General features: G+C 70.3%; 21 protein-coding genes, 1 other RNA gene and 1 pseudogene. 11 read left to right on the forward strand and 12 right to left on the reverse strand.

Features of this window, described 5'->3' with window-relative positions; genetic code table 11:
* Positions 1-105: 105 nt before the first annotated feature.
* Positions 106-1011, forward strand: coding sequence for a LysR family transcriptional regulator (locus tag QE397_RS06145; protein WP_027505768.1), 906 nt, complete (start codon positions 106-108; stop codon positions 1009-1011).
* On the opposite strand, the gene QE397_RS06150 is transcribed toward QE397_RS06145, so the two are convergent.
* Positions 1005-2474 (reverse strand): MFS transporter, encoded by a 1470-nt coding sequence (locus QE397_RS06150; protein ID WP_307092352.1) that lies wholly within the window; start codon positions 2472-2474, stop codon positions 1005-1007. The genes QE397_RS06145 and QE397_RS06150 overlap by 7 nt on opposite strands.
* Before the next feature lie 189 nt (positions 2475-2663).
* On the opposite strand from QE397_RS06150, the gene QE397_RS06155 reads away from it, so the two are divergent.
* A complete protein-coding gene (locus tag QE397_RS06155) occupies positions 2664-4043 on the forward strand; it encodes an amidase (RefSeq protein ID WP_307092354.1) in 1380 nt (459 codons plus the stop codon).
* A gap of 183 nt (positions 4044-4226) precedes the next feature.
* On the opposite strand, the gene QE397_RS06160 is transcribed toward QE397_RS06155, so the two are convergent.
* Both QE397_RS06160 and QE397_RS06165 read right to left on the reverse strand, forming a co-directional pair.
* Positions 4227-4634, reverse strand: a complete 408-nt coding sequence (locus QE397_RS06160; protein ID WP_056445720.1) for a PaaI family thioesterase — start codon at positions 4632-4634, stop codon at positions 4227-4229.
* Between the two features lie 43 nt (positions 4635-4677).
* A complete protein-coding gene (locus QE397_RS06165) occupies positions 4678-5373 on the reverse strand; it encodes an acetoacetate decarboxylase family protein (protein ID WP_307092356.1) in 696 nt (231 codons plus the stop codon).
* A gap of 70 nt (positions 5374-5443) precedes the next feature.
* On the opposite strand from QE397_RS06165, the gene QE397_RS06170 reads away from it, so the two are divergent.
* On the forward strand, positions 5444-6418 hold the full coding sequence (locus tag QE397_RS06170; RefSeq protein WP_222647302.1) for a cobalamin biosynthesis protein: 975 nt from the start codon (positions 5444-5446) through the stop codon (positions 6416-6418).
* Here QE397_RS06170 and QE397_RS06175 read toward each other — a convergent pair.
* From QE397_RS06175 to QE397_RS06185, 3 genes are read right to left on the reverse strand one after another with little or no spacing between them, the layout of a single operon-like run.
* Complete coding sequence (locus QE397_RS06175) at positions 6347-7261, reverse strand: SURF1 family protein (RefSeq protein WP_307092358.1); 915 nt, start codon at positions 7259-7261, stop codon at positions 6347-6349. The genes QE397_RS06170 and QE397_RS06175 overlap by 72 nt on opposite strands.
* A 37-nt stretch (positions 7262-7298) precedes the next feature.
* Positions 7299-7757: a low molecular weight protein-tyrosine-phosphatase gene (locus QE397_RS06180; RefSeq protein WP_027505775.1), complete on the reverse strand. Its 459-nt coding sequence runs from the start codon at positions 7755-7757 to the stop codon at positions 7299-7301.
* Positions 7754-8443, reverse strand: a complete 690-nt coding sequence (locus QE397_RS06185; RefSeq protein WP_307092360.1) for an HAD-IA family hydrolase — start codon at positions 8441-8443, stop codon at positions 7754-7756. Before QE397_RS06185 ends, QE397_RS06180 begins: the two co-directional genes overlap by 4 nt.
* 35 nt (positions 8444-8478) lie before the next feature.
* Here QE397_RS06185 and cobC point away from each other — a divergent pair, with 35 nt between their 5' ends.
* The 4 genes from cobC to QE397_RS06205 are packed head-to-tail and all read left to right on the forward strand — an operon-like array spanning position 8479 to position 12560.
* Positions 8479-9540 carry an Rv2231c family pyridoxal phosphate-dependent protein CobC gene (cobC, locus tag QE397_RS06190; protein WP_307092362.1) on the forward strand — a complete coding sequence of 354 codons (1062 nt, stop codon included), beginning with the start codon at positions 8479-8481 and terminating at the stop codon, positions 9538-9540.
* Positions 9540-10700 carry a Nif3-like dinuclear metal center hexameric protein gene (locus QE397_RS06195; protein WP_307092364.1) on the forward strand — a complete coding sequence of 387 codons (1161 nt, stop codon included), beginning with the start codon at positions 9540-9542 and terminating at the stop codon, positions 10698-10700. The genes cobC and QE397_RS06195 overlap by 1 nt, the downstream gene beginning before the upstream one ends.
* Before the next feature lie 13 nt (positions 10701-10713).
* A complete protein-coding gene (locus tag QE397_RS06200) occupies positions 10714-11451 on the forward strand; it encodes a zinc ribbon domain-containing protein (protein ID WP_027505779.1) in 738 nt (245 codons plus the stop codon).
* Positions 11448-12560 (forward strand): bifunctional RNase H/acid phosphatase, encoded by a 1113-nt coding sequence (locus QE397_RS06205; protein WP_056445698.1) that lies wholly within the window; start codon positions 11448-11450, stop codon positions 12558-12560. Before QE397_RS06200 ends, QE397_RS06205 begins: the two co-directional genes overlap by 4 nt.
* 37 nt (positions 12561-12597) lie before the next feature.
* On the opposite strand, the gene QE397_RS06210 is transcribed toward QE397_RS06205, so the two are convergent.
* Together QE397_RS06210 and QE397_RS06215 are read right to left on the reverse strand one after the other, a co-directional pair.
* Positions 12598-13863: an SLC13 family permease gene (locus QE397_RS06210; protein ID WP_373425278.1), complete on the reverse strand. Its 1266-nt coding sequence runs from the start codon at positions 13861-13863 to the stop codon at positions 12598-12600.
* On the reverse strand, positions 13863-14390 hold the full coding sequence (locus tag QE397_RS06215; protein WP_222638389.1) for a DUF1697 domain-containing protein: 528 nt from the start codon (positions 14388-14390) through the stop codon (positions 13863-13865). Before QE397_RS06215 ends, QE397_RS06210 begins: the two co-directional genes overlap by 1 nt.
* Before the next feature lie 174 nt (positions 14391-14564).
* Here QE397_RS06215 and rnpB point away from each other — a divergent pair.
* The 3 genes from rnpB (at position 14565) to QE397_RS06230 (ending at position 17076) form a co-directional block, all read left to right on the forward strand.
* An RNA gene (gene rnpB / locus QE397_RS06220) (RNase P RNA component class A) lies at positions 14565-14988 on the forward strand.
* Positions 14989-15458: 470 nt separating this feature from the next.
* A complete protein-coding gene (locus QE397_RS06225; protein WP_056445692.1) occupies positions 15459-15644 on the forward strand; it encodes a hypothetical protein in 186 nt (61 codons plus the stop codon).
* A 16-nt stretch (positions 15645-15660) separates the two neighbouring features.
* Entirely contained in the window at positions 15661-17076 is a 1416-nt protein-coding gene (locus tag QE397_RS06230; RefSeq protein ID WP_307092370.1) for an RNB domain-containing ribonuclease, read from the forward strand.
* A 66-nt stretch (positions 17077-17142) separates the two neighbouring features.
* On the opposite strand, the pseudogene QE397_RS06235 reads toward QE397_RS06230, so the two are convergent.
* The 4 genes and pseudogenes from QE397_RS06235 to panB all read right to left on the reverse strand — a co-directional run bounded on the left by QE397_RS06235 (position 17143) and on the right by panB (position 21009).
* Positions 17143-18679 (reverse strand): annotated as a pseudogene (locus tag QE397_RS06235) (CHAD domain-containing protein).
* 39 nt (positions 18680-18718) lie between these two features.
* Positions 18719-19684, reverse strand: a complete 966-nt coding sequence (pip, locus tag QE397_RS06240) for a prolyl aminopeptidase (protein WP_027505785.1) — start codon at positions 19682-19684, stop codon at positions 18719-18721.
* 2 nt (positions 19685-19686) lie between these two features.
* Positions 19687-20103, reverse strand: coding sequence for a hypothetical protein (locus tag QE397_RS06245; protein ID WP_307092374.1), 417 nt, complete (start codon positions 20101-20103; stop codon positions 19687-19689).
* 69 nt (positions 20104-20172) lie between these two features.
* Positions 20173-21009, reverse strand: a complete 837-nt coding sequence (gene panB / locus QE397_RS06250) for a 3-methyl-2-oxobutanoate hydroxymethyltransferase (protein ID WP_307092377.1) — start codon at positions 21007-21009, stop codon at positions 20173-20175.
* A gap of 134 nt (positions 21010-21143) precedes the next feature.
* Here panB and QE397_RS06255 point away from each other — a divergent pair, with 134 nt between their 5' ends.
* Entirely contained in the window at positions 21144-22733 is a 1590-nt protein-coding gene (locus QE397_RS06255) for an alpha/beta hydrolase (protein ID WP_307092378.1), read from the forward strand.
* Positions 22734-22743 lie beyond the last annotated feature (10 nt).

Genomic DNA, 22743 nt, shown 5'->3' on the forward strand with positions numbered 1-22743 from the left:
CGAGTGCTGGCCTGTGACCTGAGTCTCCCTAGCAGAAATGCGTCTGTCAAAGGCCAAAGGCGCACTCTCGCGTGCAAATCTGCACGTGGTGGGTACGCTCACGGCATGTTTTCCGCCGATCACCTCCGCTTCTTCCTGGAGGTCTCGCGCCACGGGCGCCTCAACGACGCCTCGCGAGTGCTGGGTGTCGACCACACGACGGTGGGCCGCCGCATCACCAGTCTGGAGAAGGCGGCGGGCCATCGACTCTTCGATCGCACGCCGTCGGGCTGGCGGCTGACGGAGGCGGGGCGACGCCTCGTGGGCTACGCGGAGACGGTGGAGTCGACGCTGATCGCGGCGTTCGAGGACCAGACGACGTCCGTGGGATCGCTGACCGGCTCCGTGCGGATCGCCGCCCCGGACGGTTTCGGTGCCTTCGTGCTCACGCCGCAGCTGACGCGGCTGCGCCGGGACCACCCCCGACTCGACGTCGAGCTGGTCACCGCCACGGAGCACGACGCGCTGAGCACCCGCGGCTTCGACGTCGCCGTGAGCCTGGAGCGGCCGTCGCCGCGATTCATGTCATCGCGGAAGCTGGCGTCGTACGAGCTCAAGCTGTACGCGTCACCGTCGTACCTCCGCGCCGCGCCCACACTGGAGAGCCTCGACGACCTGCGTCGGCACGTCCTGATCTGGTACGTCGACGCGCTGTTGGACGTGGTGCCGCTGCGCATCCTCGACGCCATGCATCTCGACGGTCGACCGCAGTTCCAGACCAACAACATCACCGGGCACTGGCTCGCGGCCCGCCACGGGCTCGGGATCGCACCGTTGCCCAACTACATCGGCGAGCCGGACGACCAGCTGGTCTGCGTGTTGCCCGACGAGTTCGCCGTGCGCCGCGACTACTGGACCGCGATGCCTCGCGATCTCACGCGACTGGCGCGGGTGAAGGCCGTCGACGAACTACTGCGATCGATCGTCGCCGACGACGTGCACCTGCTGGCACCGGATGCGGACGATCAGTGAGCCCGTCGCGGTAGTGCGAAGACCAGGACGAACGCGAGCACGGCGAATCCGGCGCTGACTCCCATGGCGTGCGCCGCGCTGTCGGTGAACGCCGTCGCGACGGCGTCCTCACCGGGGCCCATGACGTTCAGCGAGCCGAAGAGGACGCTGCCGATGATGGCGATGCCGATCGCGCTGCCGACCCGCTGCATTGTCGAGATGACACCGCTGGCGGCGCCCGCGTCGGGCCGATCGACCGTCGCGACGATGAACTGCGCATTCGGAGCGATGAAGGCGCCGTTGCCCAGGCCTGCGATGAACAGGGGCAGCAGCAGCTTCCAGTTGGTCAGGGCCGACGCATCGGTGAACAGCAGGACCAACCAGGCCCACACGAGTCCCAGGGTGACGAGGGCCGTACCGAGCACCAGGACGTTACGGCCGAGACGTTGGGCCAGCCTGTTGGACTGCGACGACGAGATGATGCTGCCGATCGCGAACGGGATCGACACCACGCCCGAGGCGAGCGCCGAGTTGCCGAGACCGGTCTGCCACAGGATCGAGATGGTGAAGAAGATCGACGTGAAGGCAGCGAAGTAGACGAGGGCGAGAATGACCCCGCCGGTGAACGCGGGCCGGGTGAACAGTCGCGGCGGGACCAGGGGGGTGCGGCCGGCACGCGAGTAGTGCACCTCCCACGCGCCGAACAGCCCGATGAGCACGATGCCGGCGCCGAGTGTCACGTACGTCCAGGTCGGCCATCCGGTGTCCTGGCCCTCGATGAGGGGGACCAGTATGGCGACGAGACCTGCCGTGACGAGTGCGAGACCAACCCAGTCGATACCGCGCGCGGGGGCGTCGGGGGAGTCGATCTCGGAGCGGGTCGGCAAGATCTTCGCGGCCAGGATCAAGCCGATGAGTCCGAACGGCAGGTTGACCCAGAAGACCAACCGCCATCCGCTCTCGCTGCCGGCGGCCTCGATGATCAGACCGCCGATGATGGGGCCCAGTGCGGACGAGACGCCGATGACGGCGCCCATGATGGCGAAGGCCTTGCCCCGCATCTGCGGCGGGAACAGCAACTGGATGTAGGCGGTGACGGCGGGGACGAAGATGCCGCCCGCGAGTCCCTGCACGATGCGCGCCGCGACGAGCTGCAGATCGTTCTGCGCGAGTCCACACGCGAGGCTGGCCACCGTGAAGAGGGCGAGTCCGGTGAAGAACACCCACTTGTGGCCGATGCGGTCGCCCACCCGACCCGCCGGGATCAGTGCCAGGCCGAACGCGAGCGCGTATCCGGAGATGATCCAGGACAGGGTGGCCTCGGACGCGTCGAGGCTCGTGCGGATGGTGGGAAGCGCGACGTTGACGATGGTCGTGTCGAGCAGGGCGATGAACATGCCCATGAGCAGGACGATCAACGACTGCCAGGCGCGTCGGGAGACCGCGGGGGCCGCGTTGTCGGCCGAGGTGGAAGTGGTGGACACCCGAGAAACCTTTCGCACAGGACAGTAACTGACGACCGTATTCGGTGAAGACGTGAGTCTCGGACCGGTCGTGGCCGCACTCTCTAGAGTTGCGTGCACCACGGAGCGCGGCGCACGGGGTGCAGCGTTCCCCGCGGGACGCGCACGCAATCACCGCTTCGCCGGTGACGGAAGCGAGGGGGATCTTCGATGACACATGCGTTCACGGACGATGCGTTGGGGCGCGACGACGCGGTGGGGCTCGCGCTGCGAGTGCGCCGGCGCGAGGTCTCCGCCGCGGAACTGGCGTCGGCGGCACTCTCGCGCATCGAGAAGATGGCCGAGTTGGACGCGCTGGTGGGGCCACCACTGGCGACTCTCGTCGTCGGCGACCAGGCGGGGCCGTTCGCGGGTGTGCCGACGGTGATCAAGGACAACAGCGACGTCCGAGGGCTGCCGACGGGCCAGGGCTCCGAGATCATCCGTGCTCGTCCCGCGGACCGGCACGGTCCCGTGGCCCGCGAGATGCTCTCGATGGGGTTCGGTGTCATGGCCAAGACGACGCTGCCGGAGTTCGGACTCAGCGCGTCGACCGAGTTCCCGACCCGGCCGCCCACCCGGAACCCCTGGAACACCGAGTACTCGACGGGCGCGTCCTCGGGCGGATCCGCGGCGCTGGTGGCGTCGGGGGCGGTTCCTCTCGCACACGGCAACGACGGCGGCGGCTCGATCCGGATCCCAGCGGCCTGCACGGGGCTCGTGGGCCTCAAGCCGTCGCGCGGCAGGTTCGTGCTGCCGGCGCTGGAGAAGCTGCTGCCCGTCGCGATCGTCTCCGAGGGCGTGCTGACGCGCAGTGTCCGTGACACCGCCGCGTTCTGGGCCGCGGCCGGTCACGCGAGTGCACGACGCCTGCGGCCGATCGGCACCGTGACGGGCCCGTCGGCGCGGCGACTGCGGGTCGGTGTGATCCGGCAGTCGCCCGCGGGCGGCCCCACCGACGTCGAGACGCTCGCCGCGCTGGACGACGCCGCCGCGCTCCTCGAGCGCCTCGGTCACACGGTGGACGAGATGACCACCGTGCCGATCGACCCACGCTTTCCCGAGGACTTCGTCGAGTACTGGTCGTTCCTCGCCTACGTTCTGCAGAAGACGACGCCGCGTCTCGAGGGACGCACGGAACGCGACTTCGACACGCTCACCGTGGGACTCGCGGACAGCTTCCGTCGTACGCGGTACCGATTGCCGTCGGTGGTGCGTCGACTGCGCAGGGCCGGTGCCGACTACGCCTCGATGTTCGCGAGCGTCGACCTGGTGCTGTCCCCGGTGCTCGGGCACACAACGCCGCGGCTGGGGCATCTGTCGCCGCACGTGCCGTTCGACGAGTACCTCGAGAGGCTCACGTCCTACGCCGCGTTCACTCCGCTGCACAACGTGGCGGGAGCGCCGGCGATGTCGCTGCCGCTGGGGCGCTCGAGCGCCGGACTGCCGGTGGGGGTCATGTTCTCCGGTGTGCAGGGCGACGAGCGAACGCTGCTCGAGGTGGCCTTCGAGATCGAGGGCGCGGCACCGTGGCGTTCCCTCGCCGACTGACACGAGAACGTCGCCCGTTCTCCGTGTTGCGACCCCCGACGGGCCGGCGGGTGCCTAGTGTTCTGGGACAGGGGGGCGACCCGAGCCCGCTGACAGGCACGAACGTCGGAGGAACACATGTCCGCAGGGCTCGTCGACATCCTGATCCGCATCAGCTACCTGTTCCGCGGCTGGAGCTTCTAGTCAGGCGTTCGGGTTCGCCACGTTCTGCAGTCGCACCTGACCGCGGGCGATCTCCTTACCTGAGTCGGCGCTGGTGATGATCACCTGCCAGAGCTGCTGTACCCGACCCTGTTGCAGCGGGGTGGCGACCACGTCGACCCGCCCCTCGGTCATCGACCGGAGGAAGTCCGTTCCGTTGTGGACGCCGACGGCGAACTGTCCGCGGTCCGAGACCGCCACGCTCGCACCGATACTCGCGGCCGATTCGACGGCCGAGGCGTAGACGCCGCCGTGCACGACGCCCCACGGGGTGTGATGATCGCTCGTCAGATCGATGTGTCCGCGTACCTCGGTGCCGGTGGCCGTGGTGACCTGCAGCCCGGCTGCGGCGGTGAAGACGGTGTCGGCGAAGTTCTGTAGGTCGGTCATGGGGTCTCCTGTGTAGGCGGACCCACAGTCAACCCCAACGAGCTCAGCGTCGGTCGACGTGTCCACCGAACACGATGGAGGCGTCGGCGAGTGCCACGCTCACGGTCGGCGTGCGTCCGTGCAGGTGACCCAACGGACCGTCCGATGCGAACGTCCACGTCGTCGACAGCGCGCGGGTGGTCGCGTAGATCGTGTTGCGGGACACGACGGTGCGACCGCCGAGGTGCTGTGCGGTGGTGAGCGGAATGCGCGGCGTGCCCGGTGTGAGTCGGCGCCCGACCCGCGCGTCGAGCGCCGCGACGGGGGCACCGTCGAACGTCATCGACGCGGTGACACGCGGCCCGCTCGTCTCGCGGCGGAATTCGCCCAGATGCTTCGGTATGGACCACAGTTCGCGCCCACCGGTGCGGGACTGCGGACTGTCGACCCAGATGTGCGGGATGGTGGCCATGACGGTGAGGCCGCGCCGGACGAGTACCGAGCCGATCAACTCGTCGTAGGACAGGACGCCGCCCGAGGTGTAGCGCACGAAGGCCGCGGAGACGACAGCGTGCCCGCCGACCGTCACCAGCCGGGCATCGGCGTCGGACACGGCGGACACCACGTCCTGCGGGAGCTCGTGGACGGGAACGCGGTAGACCGACACCAGCAGGGTGCCGCCGAGGTACCAGGGCTCCGGCGGATACAGCTCGCCGTCCGCGCCGGTGTGCCAGTCCTGCGTCCGCGTCGACCCCGTCATGCGCACAGGGTAGCCGAATACGTGGACGTCCGACTATCTTACCGTGACGCGGCGGATAGGATCGCAGACGATGATCACCGCACCCGCTGTCGGAATCGTGTCCGGATACCTCGCCGACCTGATGCTGGGGGATCCACGACGCCGTCATCCCGTGGCCGCCTTCGGATCTCTCGCCGCCGCCCTCGAGACGCGGACGTACCGGGACGACCGACTCGCCGGGACCGTCCACACCGCACTGCTCGTCGGTGGAGCCATCGGCGCGACGGCCGCGGCGGATCGACTCGTGCGCGATCACCCGGTTCCGCGTGCAGCGCTGACGGCCGCCGCGGTCTGGGCGTGTCTCGGCGGAACGACGCTGGCCCGCACGGGTCTCGCGCTGGCCGACGCCCTGGACGCCAACGATCTTCCGGCCGCGCGGGCGATTCTGCCGTCGCTCTGCGGGCGTGATCCCGCTCTGCTGGACGACGCGGGCGCGGCGCGGGCGGCGCTCGAATCGGTGGCCGAGAACACCTCGGACGCGACGACGGGCGTGCTCTTCTGGGCCGCGGTGGCAGGGGCTCCCGGCGCCGTCGGCTACCGCGCCGTCAACACCCTCGACGCGATGATCGGCTACCACTCGCCGCGCTACGAACGGTTCGGATGGTGTGCCGCCCGGCTCGACGACGTGGTCAACCTGATCCCCGCCCGACTCACCGGACTCCTCACGGCAGCATCGGCGCCGACGGTGGGTGGGACGCCGCGGGACGCCCTGGCCGCGTGGCGCGCGAGCGCGTCCGACCATCCGAGCCCGAATGCCGGAGTGACCGAGTCGACCGCCGCGGGCGCCCTCGGAGTACGGCTCGGCGGCGAGACGGCCTACGCGCACGGTGTCGAACAGCGGCCCGTCCTGGGCCGGGGAAGCGTCCCCACGACGAACGATCTGCGGCGTGCGGTGCGCCTGTCGGCCGCGGTGCAGGCGAGCGCCGCGGCGGTGTCAGCGCTTCTTGCCGTAGCGATCGGTCAGCAGCGTCGTCGACTCGGCCGCGGGCGCCGACTTCCTTCGTAGGCCTCGCCGCGGCTTCAGCAGCGCGTCAAGTCCGTCGTCGTACTCGTCGGGAGCGGCGGTGGGCTCGAGACCGTCGCTCGGTTCGAGATCGTCCCTCGACTCGGCGTTGCCACGCCGCCGTTCCTTGATCTCGGCGCGCACGAAGTACGCCAGACCCAGCGGAGCCATGATGCCGAACGCCAGCCACTGCAACCCGTAGGACAGGTAAGGCCCGGCGTCGAGCTGCGGCAGCGCGAGAACACCGAGACCGCCGGGCTGCGCGTCGGCGAGCTGCACGTACCCGTCGACCGGATCGGTGCCGGTCAACTCACCGACCTGGGCGGGCGTGATCGTGTAGACCTGCGGGACCCCGGGACCGGCGACGGCGGGCTTGTCCGGAACCGACGGTTCCGAGACGCGCAGGCGGCCCTCCAGCGTGACGGTGCCGGCCGGCGGGGGATCGAAGGTCGGGACGTCGATACCCGTGGTGGGCAGCACGTAGCCGCGGTTCACCAGGATCGTGGGCCCGGCGTCGGTGACGAACGGGGTGAGGACTTCGAAGGCCGGGGTGTCGTCGACGCTGCGCAGGCGGACCACCACATCGCTGTCGGCGTCGTACGTCCCGGTGACCACGACCCGTCGCCAGTCGTCCTCGGGGGCGACGACCTGCTCGGTCAACAGGTCGGCAGCATCGACCGGTTCCGCGTCGAAGGAGCGGCTGATCTGCTCGTTCCGCGCCGACGTGGTGGTGTTCTTGCCCAGTTGCCAGGGCGCGAGAACGGAGAAGCAGAGGTACGCGAAGAGGATGACGACAGCCGCGAGTGCCAACCACCCGGGACGGAGAAGGAACGACAGTCGGCGCACGACTACACAGCGTAGTCGTCGCGTCGCGACGGGGGTGTCAGTGCTGCGTGAGGGCCTCGAGTAGACCGGGGACGGCCGCCTCGATCTGCTCGCGCACCGTCCGGAAGTCGCCGTCGTCGCCGTAGTACGGATCGGCCACCGAGTCGGAATCGGCGTCCGGGTCGAACGAGCGCAGCAGTGCCAGCCGGTCCGCGGGGACGCCGAGGCGACGGAGGTCGCGCTCGTGAGTTCGATCCAGCGCGACGACGAGGTCCGCACCCAGGATCTCGGCATCGACGGTGCGGGCGCGATGGGCCGACGGGTAGCCGTGCGACTCCAGCTCGGCAGCGGCGCGCGGGTCGGCGGCGTCGCCGACGTGCCAGTCGCCCGTGCCGGCGCTGGTGACGCGCACCCGGTCGTCCATCCCGGCATCCGCGAGGGCCTGCGTCACGATCTTCTCGGCCATCGGCGACCGACAGATGTTGCCCGTGCAGACGAAGGTCACGTGCACCGTCATGCCGCGTCCGTCGTGAGCGAGGAGAGCAGCGTGGTGAGTTCCGCCGCCGATCCGACGGACCACGAGGCCGCGTCGTGCTCGGACTCGAATCCGTATCCCCACCGGACCAGGACGACGGGGATGCCCCAGTGCCCGGCGCCGAACACGTCGTGGTCGCGGTCGCCGACCATCACCACCGACGCGGTACCGCCCTCGGCCGTGGACCGAGCCGGGCGCCCCACCTGCTCGAGTGCGCGCGCGACGACGTCCGCCTTGGACCGGCGGCTGCCGTCGTCGCTGGCGCCCGCGATGAAGCGGAAGTAGTCGGCCAGGCCGAAGTGTTCGAGAATGCGCCGTGCGAATCGTTCGTTCTTCGACGTCGCGACCGCCATCGGGACACCGGCGGCCACGAGCGTGTCCAGCACGTCGACGATGCCCTCGTACACCCGGTTCTCGGACCAGCCGCGGCTGTCGTAGTACTCCGTGTAGGCGGCGCGGGCGCGCTCGACCCTGTCCTCGTCGAGACCGAGGGACCGGAACGTGTCGATCATCGGCGGACCGATGACGTGCGCCCGGACGTCGTCGCCGGGCGGCGGGCTCCCCACCGTCGCGAGCGCGTGATCGAAACCGGCGAGGATGCCGGGTGCGGAATCGGTGAGGGTGCCGTCGAGGTCGAAGAGGACGAGGTCGACGGCTGTGGTGGACATGGGGGTCAGTATATGGAGCGCCTACAGTCACCCGAGTGACAGGCGACGCCCGTATCGATCCGCTGCTTCGCCACCACGGCGACGTGGAGGTCGAGGCGGGCATGCTCGACTTCGCGGTGAACGTCCGTGGGTCCCGGCCCCCCGAGTGGTTGCGGCGCAGACTGATCGAGGCCGTCGACCGACTCGCGGCGTATCCGTCCAAGGCCGAGGACCGGCGGGTTCGTGACCGAGTGGCGTTGCGCCACGGTCGATCTCCGGACGAGGTGCTGTTGCTCGCCGGAGCGGCCGAAGGATTCGCGATGCTGCCCCGGCTGCGCCCGCGCCTCGCCGCGGTCGTCCACCCGTCCTTCACCGAGCCGGAGGTCGCCCTGCGCAGTGCCGACGTCCCGGTGCATCGGGTCGTCCTGCCCCCGCCGTACCGGCTCGTCGACGCCGCCGTTCCGCACGACGCCGACCTGGTGGTGCTGGGCAATCCCACCAACCCGACGTCCGTCGGCCATCCCCGCGCGGACGTGCTCGCACTCCGGGCGGAGGGACGCGTGCTCGTCGTGGACGAGGCATTCGCTGACACCGTGCCCGGCGAGCCCGAGTCCCTGGCGTCGCAGTCTCGTCCCGACGTGGTGGTGCTGCGCAGCCTCACCAAGTCGTTCGCCCTCGCGGGGCTGCGGTGCGGGTACGCGCTCGGAGCGCCGGACGTCCTCGCCACACTGAACCGGGGCCGACCCCACTGGCCGCTGGGCACCCTGCAGCTGGCCGCGATCGAGGCGTGCTGCGAACCCGACGCCGTCGCGTCCGTGGACGCCGACGCGCTCGTGCTCGCCCGCGAGCGGCAGTACCTCGTCGAACGGCTCCGCGTACTCGGGGTGGAGGTGACGGCACCGGCGACGGCGTCGTTCGTGCTCGTCCGCGCGGAGAACGGCGCAGCGATCCGGGCAGCGTTGCGGGACCGCGGCGTCGCGGTCCGCCGAGGCGACACCTTTCCCGGCCTCGGCCCGGATCACCTGCGGATCGCGGTGCGGGGCGCGGACTCCGTCGACCGACTCGCCGACGCGTGGGGTGACGTGGTGCGCGAGATGGGCACACCTAGGGTCGAGTGATGGCATCGACGGGAACCGCAGCGCCCACCCTGGCCGAGATCATCGATGTGCTCGACGCGGCGTACCCGCCCCGGCTCGCCGAGAGCTGGGACTCGGTCGGTCTGGTGTGCGGCGATCCCGCGAACTCCGTGACCACCGTGATGTTCGCCGTCGACGCCACGGCCGCCGTCGTGGACGAGGCGATCACCGCCGGTGCCGATCTGCTCGTGGTGCACCACCCACTGCTGCTGCGCGGTGTGGACACGGTCGGTGCCCACACGCCCAAGGGCGCGTTGGTGCATCGCCTGATCACGGCGGGGTGCGCTCTGTTCACCGCCCACACCAACGCGGACTCGGCGCAGCCCGGAGTGTCCGATGCGCTGGCGACACTGCTGGGCCTCACCGATCTGCGCCCCCTCGACGAGAAGTCGGACGGGGGCCTCGACAAGTGGGGTGTGTACGTCCCGGTGGCCGACGCCCCCGCTGTGCGGCAGGCCATGTTCGACGCGGGCGGCGGGTCGATCGGCGACTACCGCGAGTGCAGCTGGAGCGTCGTGGGCGACGGCCAGTTCCGTCCCGTCGACGACGCGCGGCCGGCGATCGGTACCGTCGGCACCGTCGAGTCGGTCGAGGAACGGCGTGTCGAGATGGTCGCTCCGCGCTCTGCACGCCCGGCCGTTCTCACCGCGCTGCGCTCGGCGCACCCCTACGAGGAAGTGGCGTTCGACGTCGTCGAGACGGCCGGGTTGCCGACCGACTGCGGGCTGGGCCGGATCGGGACGCTGGCCGAGCCGATGTCGTTGCGCGCCTTCGCCGAACGCGTCGGCAGCCGGCTCCCGTCCACTGCCTGGGGAGTGCGCGCCGCCGGCGATCCGGACGCGACGATCCGGCGGGTGGCTGTGTGCGGTGGATCCGGGGACTCGATGCTCGGCGCCGTCACCGCAGCGGGTGTCGACGCCTACGTGACCTCCGACCTGCGACACCACGTGGCGGACGAACACCTGCGGGCCGGCGGACCCGCGCTGATCGACGTCGCGCACTGGGCGGGGGAGTTCCCGTGGTGCGCCCAGGCGCGCGACCTGCTGGACAGCGCGTTCGGTGATCGCGACGGCTGGACCACCCGGACACTGACGATCAGAACGGATCCGTGGAGCATCGGCGTCCGTCCCCCGCAGGACTAGTACCGTGACACGCGTGAACGTCGACCCGAAGATCCAGCTCTCCCTCCTCGACCTGGCCGCCATGGACACCGAACTGGCCCAGCTCGCACATCGTCGACGCACTCTTCCCGAGCAGGTCGAGCTCGATGCACTCGAACGCGAGCGGATCGACCGCAAGGACGCAGCCGTGGGCGTGCAGATCTCGCTCGACGATCTGGACCGGGACATTCGCAAGCTCGAGGGCGAGGTCGACGCCGTGCGCCGCCGCGAGGAGAAGGACCGCGCTGCGCTGGCCTCCGGCGCGGCTCCCGCGAAGCAGCTCAGCGAACTCCAGCACGAGCTGGGCAGCCTCGAGCGCCGCCGCGGCATCCTCGAGGACGAGTTGCTCGAGGTCATGGAGCAGCGCGAGGCGTCGCAGAGCGACTACGAGCACGCCGGTGCCAATCTGACACAGGTCGAGGACACGATCGTCGACGCCACCCGTCGACGCGACGACGCGCTCGCCGACGTCGAGAACGCCGAGCGCACTCGGTCGGCGCAGCGCGAGGAGCTCGCCGCGCAGCTGCCCGCCGAGGTGTCCGCGATGTACGAGAAGCAGCGTGAGAGGTCGGGCATCGGTGCCGCCCTGCTGCGTGGTCGGCGCTGCGGTGCGTGCCGGATCGAGCTGGATCGCGGCGAGATCGCGCGCATCGCCGGCACCGCGCCCGACGTGGTCGTGCGGTGCTCGGAGTGCAACGCGATCCTGGTGCGCACCAACGAGTCCGGTCTGTGAGTCCCCATCCCGACTCCGTCCTGGTGGAGGCCGACGGGGGATCGCGAGGCAACCCCGGGCCCGCCGGATACGGCGCCGTCGTGTGGGACGCGGCGCGAGCCACGGTGTTGGCCGAGCGCCGCGAACACCTGGGAGTGGTGACGAACAACGTCGCCGAGTACCGCGGACTGATCGCCGGTCTCGAGGCGGCCCGCGAACTCGGGGCCTCGCGCGTCTCGGTGCGGATGGACTCCAAGCTGGTGGTCGAGCAGATGTCCGGCCGCTGGAAGGTCAAGCACCCGGACATGATTCCGCTGCGCGCGCGAGCAGCCGCTGTCGCGGACACGTTCGACGACGTGCAGTACGCGTGGATTCCGCGTGCCGAGAACTCGCACGCCGACCGGCTGGCCAACCAGGCGATGGACGGCGAGGACGCGCTGCTCACCGGTGCGGCCGAGGTCGCGAGCGCGCCGACGCCGGTGTCGGAACGGCCTGCCTGGCAGTCCGTCTCGGGTGCCGCGACCCGCACGATCCTGCTGCGGCACGGCCAGACCGCCCTGTCGGTGGATCGTCGGTACTCCGGCCGAGGCAACCCGGAGCTCACCGAGCTCGGGCGAGCGCAGGCGGCGGCGGCGGCGCAGCGTGTCGCACTGCTGGGCGGCGTCGACGTCGTCCTGAGCTCACCGCTGGGCCGGGCGTTCGACACCGCGTCGGCCGTCTCCCGCGCGATCGACGTCCCCGTCACCGTCGTCGAGGATCTGACGGAGACGGACTTCGGCGAGTGGGAGGGCCTCACCTTCCTCGAGGCCACCGAGCGCGATCCCGAGCTGCATCGGCGGTGGATGGGCGACACGTCCGTCGCGCCGCCCGGCGGCGAGAGCTTCGACGCCGTTCTCGAACGGGTGCGCCGGGTCCGCGAGCACATCGCGACCGAGTACGCGGGGAAGACCGTCGTCGTGGTCTCGCACGTGACGCCCATCAAGACGCTCCTGCAGCTCGGCCTGGACGTCGGCCCCTCGATCCTCTACCGGATGCACCTCGACCTGGCGTCCATCAGCATCGTCGACTGGTTCGACGACGACGCGGCCTCCGTACGCCTGGTGAACGACACGTCCTTCCTCTGGGCCTGATGGAGGAACCGACACGTCGTTCCTCTGGACCTGACCACTACACCTGCAGGGCGAGCCACAGGGCGACGGTCGCCGCGACCACGGTGATCGGTGTGGTCACCAGACCCACCACGGTGAACGTGCGCAGGCTCGGCGGCTCGCCCTCGGCGCGAGCCACGCGGCGCCACAACATGATCGCGAGCGACCCGACGTAGGTGAGGTTGGGCCCGAGGTTGACGCCGATCAGCATGGCGAGCAGCGCGCCCACCGGTGCAGCGCCTGTCGTCGACGTCAGTGCGGCGAGCAGCAGCAGCGTCGCGGGCAGGTTGTTGAGCACGTTGGAGGCGACCGCGGCCACCGCGGCGACGGTCAGGAGCGCGAGCAGCGTGGACGACGTCGGCAGGATCTCGGTGACGGCCTCGCCCACCGGACCCCCGGCGAGTCCCGCGACCACCACTCCGAGCGCGAAGACGAACACGCAGAACCAGAGATCGAGTGCACGCACGATCGCGACGGGAGTCGTCTCGGACCGGCGTAGCGCAGGAACGGCGAGCACGATCGCGGCCGCAGCGGCCACCCACACCGGTTCGAGGCCGAGCGACCCACTGATCGCGAAACCCACCAGAGCGCAGCCGATCACGACGAGGGCGAGCGTCGGCGCCGCCACGGACGGACCGTCGTCGTCCGGCGGGTTCTCCACCTCGCGCAGGTCGCCGCGGAACAACCAACGGAACGCCGCGTACTCGAGCGCGATCGCGACGACCCACGGCGCTGCCATCAGCGCGGTGAAGTGCAGGAACGACAGACCGGTGGCCGAGAACACCAGCAGGTTGGTCAGATTCGAGACCGGCAGCAGCGTGGAGGCCGAGTTCGACAGGTGTGCCACGGCATACGACGCCGGCCGTGGCGACATCCCGGCGCGGCGGGCGGCGGCGATGACGACCGGGGTGAGCAGGACGACCGTCGCGTCGAGACTGAGCACTGCCGTGGTGAGGGACGCGGTGACGAATACGAGCATCAGGAGCCGCGTGGGGGAGGATCGCGACCGGGCGTGCAGGACGGACGCGATCCACGTGAACACACCGTGCGCGTCGGCGAGGTGAGCGAGAGCCAGGATCGCCGCGAGGAACGCCACCGTGGGGGCGAGCTCCGCCGTCTCCTCGAGTGCGTCGCTCGTCGACACGACTCCGAGCAGGATCGCCAGTGCCGCGGCCGGAACGGCGATGGTGGCCTCGGGGAGTCCGCGAGGGCGAGCGATGGCGAAGACCAGGACGGCAGCCACCAGCAGCGCGGCCACGACGGTCCGCGCGGTGGAATCGGTGATCACGCGAGGATCTTGCGCAGCGTGCGGAGGTTTCGCGTGGTCGTCGTCGACTTGTAGGACGCGCGCGCACTGGCCTTGCCGACGACACTGGACAGGGTGTCACCGCGCACGACCTCCCAGAACAGGACGTGATGCGGCCCGAGTGTCGACCTCTCGACGACGGGGTCGGCCGTCTCGCCGATCGCCGCGAGATCGGTGGTGGACACACCGTCCGTCGAGAAGATCACGTACGGGTGGCGTACCGCCTCGTCGGTCTCCCACGGGAAGGCGGCGACGATCTCGGCGAGCTGCTCCACGGTCACGACCACCACCCACGCCTCGTAGCCGAAGGCCTGCCGCAGGACGCCCTCCACGTCGGAGCGCACCACGGCCGGGTCCTGCGTCGTCGCGGTGAGCACCACGTTGCCCGACGCGAGAACGGTGCGCACCGCGGTGTATCCGGCGTCCTCCAGCGACGACCGCAGGGCCGCCATGGAGATGCGGATGCCGCCGACGTTGATGCCGCGCAGGAGGACGACGAAGGTCATGCGCGTGACTCTAGATCCCCGGTCCGACCGTCCGTCCGCTCGGCACACCCACCCCCCGCGAGTACGTCCGAACTGTCGTGATCGGGGCTCGCCCAGCGACGGTTCGGACGTACTCGCGTGGGTCGGAGCGGGGGTGGGACGGGGGTGGCGGAGCGGCTACCATGACGGGGCGGACGAGTTGGCCGGGCGGCCGCGGCACGGAGAACTGACGACCGGCGTCGTCAAGCTTCGAGCCGAGGAAAGTCCGGACTCCACAGAGCAGGGCGGTTGCCAACAGCAACCCGAGGCGACTCGCGGGACAGTGCCACAGAGAAGAGACCGCCGACCGGTCCTCGGATCGGTCGGTCAGGGTGAAACGGTGCGGTAAGAGCGCACCAGCACCCCGGGTGACCGGGGTGGCTCGGTAAACCCCGCCCGGAGCAAGATCGAAGGTCGCACCGCCGTTCGCGGTGGTGCGTCTGCGCAGGTGTTCGAGGGCTGCTCGCCCGAGCCTGCGGGTTGATCGCTCGAGGTACCCGGCGACGGTGTGCCCAGATGGATGGTCGCCACCCGGGATTCGTCCCGGGGACAGGATCCGGCTTACACGCCGACTCGTCCGCGCACACGACCAGCACGGACCGCTGCGGTGGAGGGCGGACTAGAACATACGTTCGATGTACTCTACAGTGAGTATCGGCGGGCCGGCGGTAGGAAACTACGGGAAGCGTCGGCCCGCCGCCACGTATCGAGTCCTCCTGAACGACGAAAGGCCCCGTCCTCGATGAGGGCGGAGCCGTTCGTGAGCAGAGTGGATCAGATGGGGTCGACCACCAGCAGGGTGGCCCAGTACGTCGCGGCGTCATGGCCCATCAGCGGCAACAGTTGATCGAAGAGAAGGGTCGACATGTCGTACTCCTATCGGGTGCGTGGTCCGGCTCCGGTCCGGCGTGTGTACCCGGACATGCGAGAAGTGTAACGCGGCCGCTGGTCCCGCGGTGTGTGCGGTCGGCGCGTCGCCGACCGTGAATCGCGGGGCCGCAGAACGCGAAGTCTGTTCCGTCGGGGCAGATCTGGGGCACACTGTCGATCATGAGTGACGACGACGATCAGTGGTACTTCCGCATCAGCGACAAGGCTGTCGTGCAGGGTAAGGAGGCCGGTGCGATGGACCGCATGGGCCCCTACCCAGACAAGGCCACCGCCGAGCGCGCCCTCGAGATCGCCGCGGAGCGCAACAAGGCCGCGGACGACGCCGACGACACCTGGTCTTCGTGACCGGATCGGCGCGCTCGTGACCGCGTCGGTGTCGAGGCGGGCCGTTGCGCCTCGGGTCGACGGAGTCGACTTCTCGGCTGTGCGCGCCGAGTTCGACCTGCCGACCGGGTACCCGCCCGACGCTGTCCCGGTGGCGGACTCTCGTCCGACGCGGCGCGACGCGACCGACCTCGAGTTCGTGACCATCGACCCGCCCGGGTCGATGGATCTGGACCAGGCTCTCGTCGTCCACCGCACCGACGCGGGTTTCCGCCTGTACTACGCCATCGCCGACGTCGGTGCGGTCGTCGCGCCGGGAAGCGTGCTGGACGAGGAGGTGCGCCGCCGTGGACAGACGCTCTACCTCCCGGACGACAGCGTGCCGCTGCACCCTCGGCAGATGTCCGAGGACGCGTCGTCCCTCCTGCCGGACCGGGTACGGCCGGCCGCGCTGTGGACCATCGACACCGACCCCGCGGGGACGGCGACGTGCTGGCACGTCGAGCCGGCGACGGTGCGCTCACGGCAACGGTTCACCTACGACGAGGTGCAGTCGGCTGTCGACTCCGGCACCGTGCATCCGTCGCTGACGGCGCTGCAGGATCTCGGTCGGGCGCGGCGGGCCCTCGCGGTCGCGCGCGGCGCCATCGAGCTCGCGCTTCCCGAACAGGAGGTCGTCGCCGACGGTTCCGACAGCGGCGGATGGCGCCTCGAGATCGCGCCGCGCACCGAGGCCGACGCGTGGAACGCCGAGATGTCCCTGCTCACCGGAATGTGCGCCGCCGCGATCATGCTCGAGGCGAAGGTCGGCATCCTGCGCACTCTCCCGCCGCCGGGCGCGTCGGACGTCGAGGCACTGCGGGCGGTGGTGCGGGCACTGGGCCTGCAGTGGCCGACCGGTGCCTCGCCCGGCCAGGTTCTCGCCGGCCTGGACCCGGCGGCTCCCACGACTCTCGCCGTGATGACCGAGGCGACCACGCTGTTGCGCGGCGCCGCGTACGTCGCCTTCGACGGTGAGACACCCGAGGAGCCGGACCATTCCGGGATCGGTGGCCCGTACGCCCACGTCACCGCACCGCTACGTCGGCGCGTCGACAGGTACGCCACCGAGGTGTGTCTCGCTCACTGTGCCGGAACCGCTGTCCCCGACTGGGTGCTCGCCGAGTTCGCAGAGCTGCCCGACGCGATGCGGCGCAGCGATTCGCTGGCGTCGAAGGTGGACCGTGCGTGTATCGACCTCGTCGAGGCCAGGGTGCTGGCGGACCGCGTCGGCGACACCGTCTCGGCCGTCGTGCTGCGCGGACGAACCGACAAGCGGCCCGCCGAGGTCTTCGTTCCCGAGTACACCGTCGTCGGCCCGTGTTCGGGAGACCCGGCCGAGGGCACGACCGTCACCGTGCGGGTGGGGCCGGTGGACGTCGCGACCCGGCGAGTGGAGTTCTCGGTCGGGTAGGCCGGAGGCCGGTCGTCGGTGGTCGGGTAGGCCGGAGGCCGGTCGTCGGGTAGGCCGCTCAGGTTGTCAGCCGAGCGAGGCTGCGCGGCGCCGCAGCTTCGTCCACGCGCGGGGGAGCGGCTCCAGCGCGTCCGCGCTGTCGTGTCCCTCGTTCGCGTACAGGACACCGAAGGTGAAGGTGTCCTCGCCTCGCTCGGCCGCGGAGGCGGCTTCGGTCAGGATCGTGGCGCGCGACACCGCACTGTCCTGGACGTCGCCGAGGACGGACTGCACCTTCTTCGCTGCCTTCGCGACGTCGGCGGCCGTCGTGCGTACTGCTCCGTCCGAGAGTGCGCCCGCCGCTGCCTCGGCCGCGTAGCGCAGCTTCTTGGCGTTCTTGCGCACGTCGTGCAGAGCCTCGGCACGCTCGTCGCCGGTGAGCGCGGCCGCGTGAGCCTCGGCTCGGGCGATCGTGCGGTACTGGCCGCGAAGCACCTTCCGGAAGACGCTTGTCCGCGCGGCCGTCCGACGGACCGACGGTGGGTGCTGCCAGGAGTGCATCGAGTGCGTCGAGCAGGGCGAAGTAGCGCTCGCCGCTCAACTCCCGCACGATCTCCTCGTGCGCGAGCGTGTACAACCGTCGCTGGGTGCCGACGAGGGTCTCGACCACGGGACCGCGCACAGCGTCGGACGGCAGCGCCGAGAGCGACGCGTCGTAGCGGGCCGCCAGCACCTCGGCGTCGCGAGCGGTGCCGAGAATGTCGGCGAGCCAGGACAGTTCGCTACGGACCGCGTCGACGGACGGTCGGTCGAGCAGGTCGCGGTAGGACCGCAGCACGCTGCGCAGTCGCCGCGTGGCGACGCGCATGGCGTGCACCGCGTCGTCGTCGTTCTCCCGCACGCGCGGATCCGCCGCGAGGAGAGCGGACACGTCGGTGGCCAGGGCGGCGAGCAGCGCGGACCCGGCGGTGCCGTCGGGCGTGGCATCGCCGGTCCGGAGATCCGCCAGGCGGGATCCGAGCGCCCGTGCGAGCTTCGACGGTGAGGAACCGGGGTCGGCGCCGTGGGAGAGCAGGTAGGTGCTCACCTTCTCCAGGGTTCGGCGGTCACCGTCGAGCAGCTCCACCTCCCATTCACGCCAGCGAACAGTGGTGTCGTCCAACAGGTTCCGGGCGGTGACGGTGTCGTCGCACAGCTCCGCGGCGGTCTGGTGCCGCTTCGTGGCCACGACGGTGACGATGCGGCGGGTCTCGATGCTCGCGACGGGCACGAGCGGTTTGCCTCGCACGTGCGCCGTCACACGATCGGCGACCTCGGCAGGCACGCGAGCGGTGTTGCCGCCCGCGGACAGCGGGCTCCGCAGCTCGAGACGCTCGTCGGACGAGACGGGCATCTTGATGTGCCATCCCGCGTCGGAGCTTCCGGTCCGTCGACGCACCGTGATGCGTCGACGCGCCAGGTCGAGATCCGGGGTGTCGAAGTACGTGGAGACCGGGTGTGTCAGCTCCGGCGCGGACGCGGACACGATCGACTTCGCCCCCGTGAGCTCGGGAACCGGCGTGTCCATGCCGACGTCGAACTTGGCCTCGATCTCCGTGTGCGCATCCGCACCACCTGAACTCATGGTGACATCTTTACCACCTGCAGGTGAACGGCCGGTTCGTCAGCGGCGGAAGGAGTCCGTCGCTTCGACGAGGTGATGGATGATTCCCGGTTCCGCGGCGGAGTGCCCGGCGTCGTCGACGATGTGGAGTGTCGACGACGGCCAGGATCGATGCAGATCCCAGGCGCTCGTGGCCGGGCACACCACGTCGTAACGGCCCTGCACGATGACACCGGGGATGTGGGCGATGGAGTCCATGTTCGCCAGCAACTGATTCTGTTCCAGGAACCCCTGGTGCACGAAGTAGTGATTCTCGATGCGCGAGAACGCGAGTGCGAACCGTGCCTCGGAGTTCTGCTCCACGCGTTCCGGTTTCGGGAGCAGGGTGCTGGTGGCGCCCTCCCACGTGGACCACGCGACCGCCGCGTTCAGCGCGGTCTCCGGGTCGGACGAGTGAAGGAGTCGGTGGTAGATCTCCACGGGGTCGCCGTCGCGCTCCGCCGCCGGGATCGGGGCGAGAAACTTCTCCCACAGTTCTGGGAAGAGGTGTCCCGCGCCGCCGCGGTAGTACCAGTCGATCTCCGACTCACGCAGCAGGAAGATGCCGCGCAGCACCAGTGACGTGACGCGGTGCGGGTGCGCCTGGGCGTACGCGAGCGACAACGTCGATCCCCACGACCCGCCGAACACCGACCACGTGTCGATGCCGAGATGCTCACGCAGGACCTCCATGTCGGCGATGGAGTGTCCGGTGGTGTTGACGGAGAGATCGGCGCCGTCGGCGACGTGCGGCGTGGACCGACCGCACCCGCGCTGGTCGAACAGCACGATCCGGTAGGCCTCGGGATCGAAATAGCGACGCTGATCGGGACCCGTGCCGCCGCCCGGTCCGCCGTGCACGAACACCACCGGAGTGCCGTCGGGGTTGCCGCTGACCTCGAAGTGGAGGTGCTGACCGTCGCCGACATCGAGCATCCCCGAGTCGTGCGGGTCGAGTTCGGGGTAGAGGGACCGGCGCGCCGTCATCGTCACAGCCCCACGAGGCCCGACGCGAGATCGGGAATCTCGAGGATGTCGACGACCTGGCTCCGGACGTCGGAGCACGCGTCGGTCGCGGCCGTGTCGACGATCCCGCGGTTCTGGATCACCGCGGCGTTCAGTCCGTAGCGCGCCGCCCACGTCTGCACCAGGATGTTCAGGCCGCCGCGGCCCACGGTCGGGCCCTGCACGCGCCAGTTCGACAGCTGCGCCTCGAGGTCGGTGCACAGCGACTGAGCCTGATCCTCGGACACCGTCGGGGTGGCCGGAGCCGCGGATGTGGTCGTCGTGGGAGCGGCCGTCGTCGTCGACGCAGTGGTGGTGTCCGTCCCGCCTGCGCACGACGTCAGGGTCACGGTCGCTGCTGCCAGAACACCCGCCGCGGCGAGTCCATGTCGCATCATCATGGCCCCGAGTGTGCCACCCGGGTGCTTCCCCGACCGGCTCGCCCGCGTCGCTCGCCAGGGGTCGCAGTCCTAGAAGCTGTGCTCCTGCGCGGGGAAGGCCCCCGACCGCACCTCGGCGGCGTAGGTCGACGCCGCGGCGCGCAGCTGGTCGCCGACGTCGCCGAAACGCTTGACGAACTTGGCGGTGCGACCGCTGGTGAAACCGGCCATGTCCTGCCAGACGAGAACCTGGGCGTCGCACTCCGGACCGGCACCGATGCCGACGGTGGGGATCGTCAGCTTGCGCGTCACCTGGCCGGCGAGATCGGCGGGCACCATCTCCATGACGACGGCGAAGGCGCCGGCCTCCTGGACGGCGATGGCGTCGGCCACGAGCTGCTCGGACGCGTCGCCGCGGCCCTGCACGCGAAAACCACCGAGGCCGTTGACGCTCTGCGGGGTGAAGCCGATGTGCGCCATCACGGGGATACCGGCGGCGGTGATGGCGGCGATCTGCGGGGCGACACGCTCGCCGCCCTCGAGCTTGACCGCGTTGGCCTGGCCCTCGCGCATGAAGCGGACAGCGGTCTCGACGGCCTGCTGCGGAGAGATCTCGTAGGTGCCGAACGGCAGGTCGGCGACCACGAGTGCATTGGGGGCGCCGCGGACCACGCCGCGGACCAGGGGGATGAGCTCCGCTATGTCGATGTGCACCGTGGTGTCGTAGCCGTAGACGACGTTGGCGGCCGAGTCGCCCACGAGCAGGACGGGGATGCCGGCCTCCTCGAAGATGCGCGCGCTCGAGTAGTCGTAGGCGGTGAGCATGCTCCAGCGGTCGCCGGAGGCCTTCATCGCCAGCAGGTGGTGGGTGCGGGTCTTGCGGCCCGTGGGTGCGGATCCGTACAGCGGGGTCTCAGCAGCAGACATCGAGCGTCCCTTTCGTCCTCGAGGCCCGCTCGGCGGGTCCCCGGGTAGAGGTGATGACGGGTTCAGTCTGCCACCGCCGGGTTCCGCGGCACGAGTGCGCTTGGTCACACACGACGCCGTGCCACCATCGAGAGGTGTCCTCACGTCGCGCGTCCGTCCGTCTCGCCGTCTCCCTCTCGGTTCTCGCAGTGCTGGCCGCGGCGTGCGGCTCCGATGTCGGCGGCACTCCCACCGACGACGAGGGTGGGTCCGTGCCCGTCACGACGACGGAGACGCGTGCCGATCAACCGTCGACGCTGGACGCCTTTCGGGCGCAGCGTGTCACGTGGGGATCGTGCGAGGGATTCGTGACCGACGGGTCCGAGCTGGACCCGAGCCTGCAGTGCGGCCGGGTGACCGTGCCGATCGACTACGACGATCCCGCCGGGCCCACCGCCTCGCTGGCGCTGTCCCGGTCGGCGGCGACGGGGGAGAAGGTGGGCTCGATGCTCGTCAATCCGGGCGGACCCGGCGCATCGGGCCTCTCCACCGCGACCGTGGCGCGGGGTACCGCCGTCGAATCGTCCTTCGACGTCATCGGATTCGACCCTCGGGGCATCGGTGCGTCGGTGCCGGCGGTGCGCTGCGACACTCCGCGGGAGTTCGACTCCGAGCGTGCGGACAACGACGTGGACACCTCGCCCGCCGGCATCGCCGAGACCGAGAAGGAGAATCAGGACTACGCCGCGCGGTGCGCCGAGCGCAACGATCCGGTGTTGCTCGAACACCTCACGTCGGCCGACGTCGCGCGGGACATGGACGTCGTCCGGTCGGTGCTCGGCGACGATCAGCTGACGTATCTCGGATTTTCGTACGGGACGCGGCTGGGCTACACCTACGCCGAACTCTTCCCCGAGAACGTTCGCGCGATGGTGCTCGACGGCGCTCTCGACCCCGCTGCGAACGCGGCCGACGAGGTGGTCGCCCAGGGCGCAGGCTTCCAGTCGGTGTTCGACGCCTTCGCGGCCGACTGCGCGGGGCGGTCCGACTGTCCACTCGGTACCGACTCGGCGGGAGCCGTGCGTTCCTTCCGGGCCCTGGTCGATCCGTTGGTGGACCGGCCCGCGAGCACCGAGCTCACCGGGCCGGAGGGTGCCCGCTCGCTGAGCTACGACGACGCCGTGACCGGAGTGCAGCAGGCGCTCTACAGCACCGAACTGTGGGGACCGTTGCGGCGCGGACTGACTCAGCTGGAGAACGGTCAGGGCGACATCCTGCTCTCGCTCGCCGATCTCTACAACGGGCGCCTGAGCGACGGCACGTACAGCAACACCAACGACGCGTTCACCGCCGTGCGGTGCGTCGACGATCCGCGGGTGACCGACCGGGCGGAGGAGGGCGCGCTCGACGCCCGGTTCCGCGCCGCCGCGCCGTTCCTGGACGACGGCCGGGGCAACGGCACCGCGCCGCTCGAGCCGTGCGCCTTCTGGCCGGTCCCCTCGGCGGCCGACCCGGGGCCGATCTCGATACCGGGACTCGCACCGACCGTGGTGGTCTCGACCACCGACGATCCCGCCACCCCGTACGAGGCCGGCGTCGCTCTGGCCGCGCAGCTGGGCTCGTCGCTGGTCACCTACGAGGGGAATCAGCACACCGCCTCGTTTGCCGGGATCGCCTGCATCGACGACGCCGTGTCCGCCTACCTCGTCGACCTGACGCCTCCACCAGCAGGTCTGCGCTGCTGAGCCGTGACCT

The organism is Rhodococcus sp. SORGH_AS_0301, assembly GCF_030818285.1.
Lineage (GTDB): Bacteria > Actinomycetota > Actinomycetes > Mycobacteriales > Mycobacteriaceae > Rhodococcoides.

Bases quoted from the DNA above. Each gene is read 5' to 3' on its own strand.
- pip (WP_027505785.1), bottom strand. From the start codon at position 19,684: ATGACGGCGCGCCGGTCCCTCTACCCCGAACTCGACCCGCACGACTCG.
- QE397_RS06170 (WP_222647302.1), top strand. From the start codon at position 5,444: ATGATCACCGCACCCGCTGTCGGAATCGTGTCCGGATACCTCGCCGAC.
- QE397_RS06160 (WP_056445720.1), bottom strand. From the start codon at position 4,634: ATGACCGACCTACAGAACTTCGCCGACACCGTCTTCACCGCCGCAGCC.
- panB (WP_307092377.1), bottom strand. From the start codon at position 21,009: ATGTCTGCTGCTGAGACCCCGCTGTACGGATCCGCACCCACGGGCCGC.
- QE397_RS06215 (WP_222638389.1), bottom strand. From the start codon at position 14,390: ATGACCTTCGTCGTCCTCCTGCGCGGCATCAACGTCGGCGGCATCCGC.
- QE397_RS06225 (WP_056445692.1), top strand. From the start codon at position 15,459: ATGAGTGACGACGACGATCAGTGGTACTTCCGCATCAGCGACAAGGCT.
- QE397_RS06155 (WP_307092354.1), top strand. From the start codon at position 2,664: ATGACACATGCGTTCACGGACGATGCGTTGGGGCGCGACGACGCGGTG.
- QE397_RS06180 (WP_027505775.1), bottom strand. From the start codon at position 7,757: ATGACGGTGCACGTGACCTTCGTCTGCACGGGCAACATCTGTCGGTCG.
- QE397_RS06245 (WP_307092374.1), bottom strand. From the start codon at position 20,103: ATGATGATGCGACATGGACTCGCCGCGGCGGGTGTTCTGGCAGCAGCG.
- QE397_RS06195 (WP_307092364.1), top strand. From the start codon at position 9,540: ATGGCATCGACGGGAACCGCAGCGCCCACCCTGGCCGAGATCATCGAT.
- QE397_RS06145 (WP_027505768.1), top strand. From the start codon at position 106: ATGTTTTCCGCCGATCACCTCCGCTTCTTCCTGGAGGTCTCGCGCCAC.
- QE397_RS06165 (WP_307092356.1), bottom strand. From the start codon at position 5,373: ATGACGGGGTCGACGCGGACGCAGGACTGGCACACCGGCGCGGACGGC.
- QE397_RS06185 (WP_307092360.1), bottom strand. From the start codon at position 8,443: ATGTCCACCACAGCCGTCGACCTCGTCCTCTTCGACCTCGACGGCACC.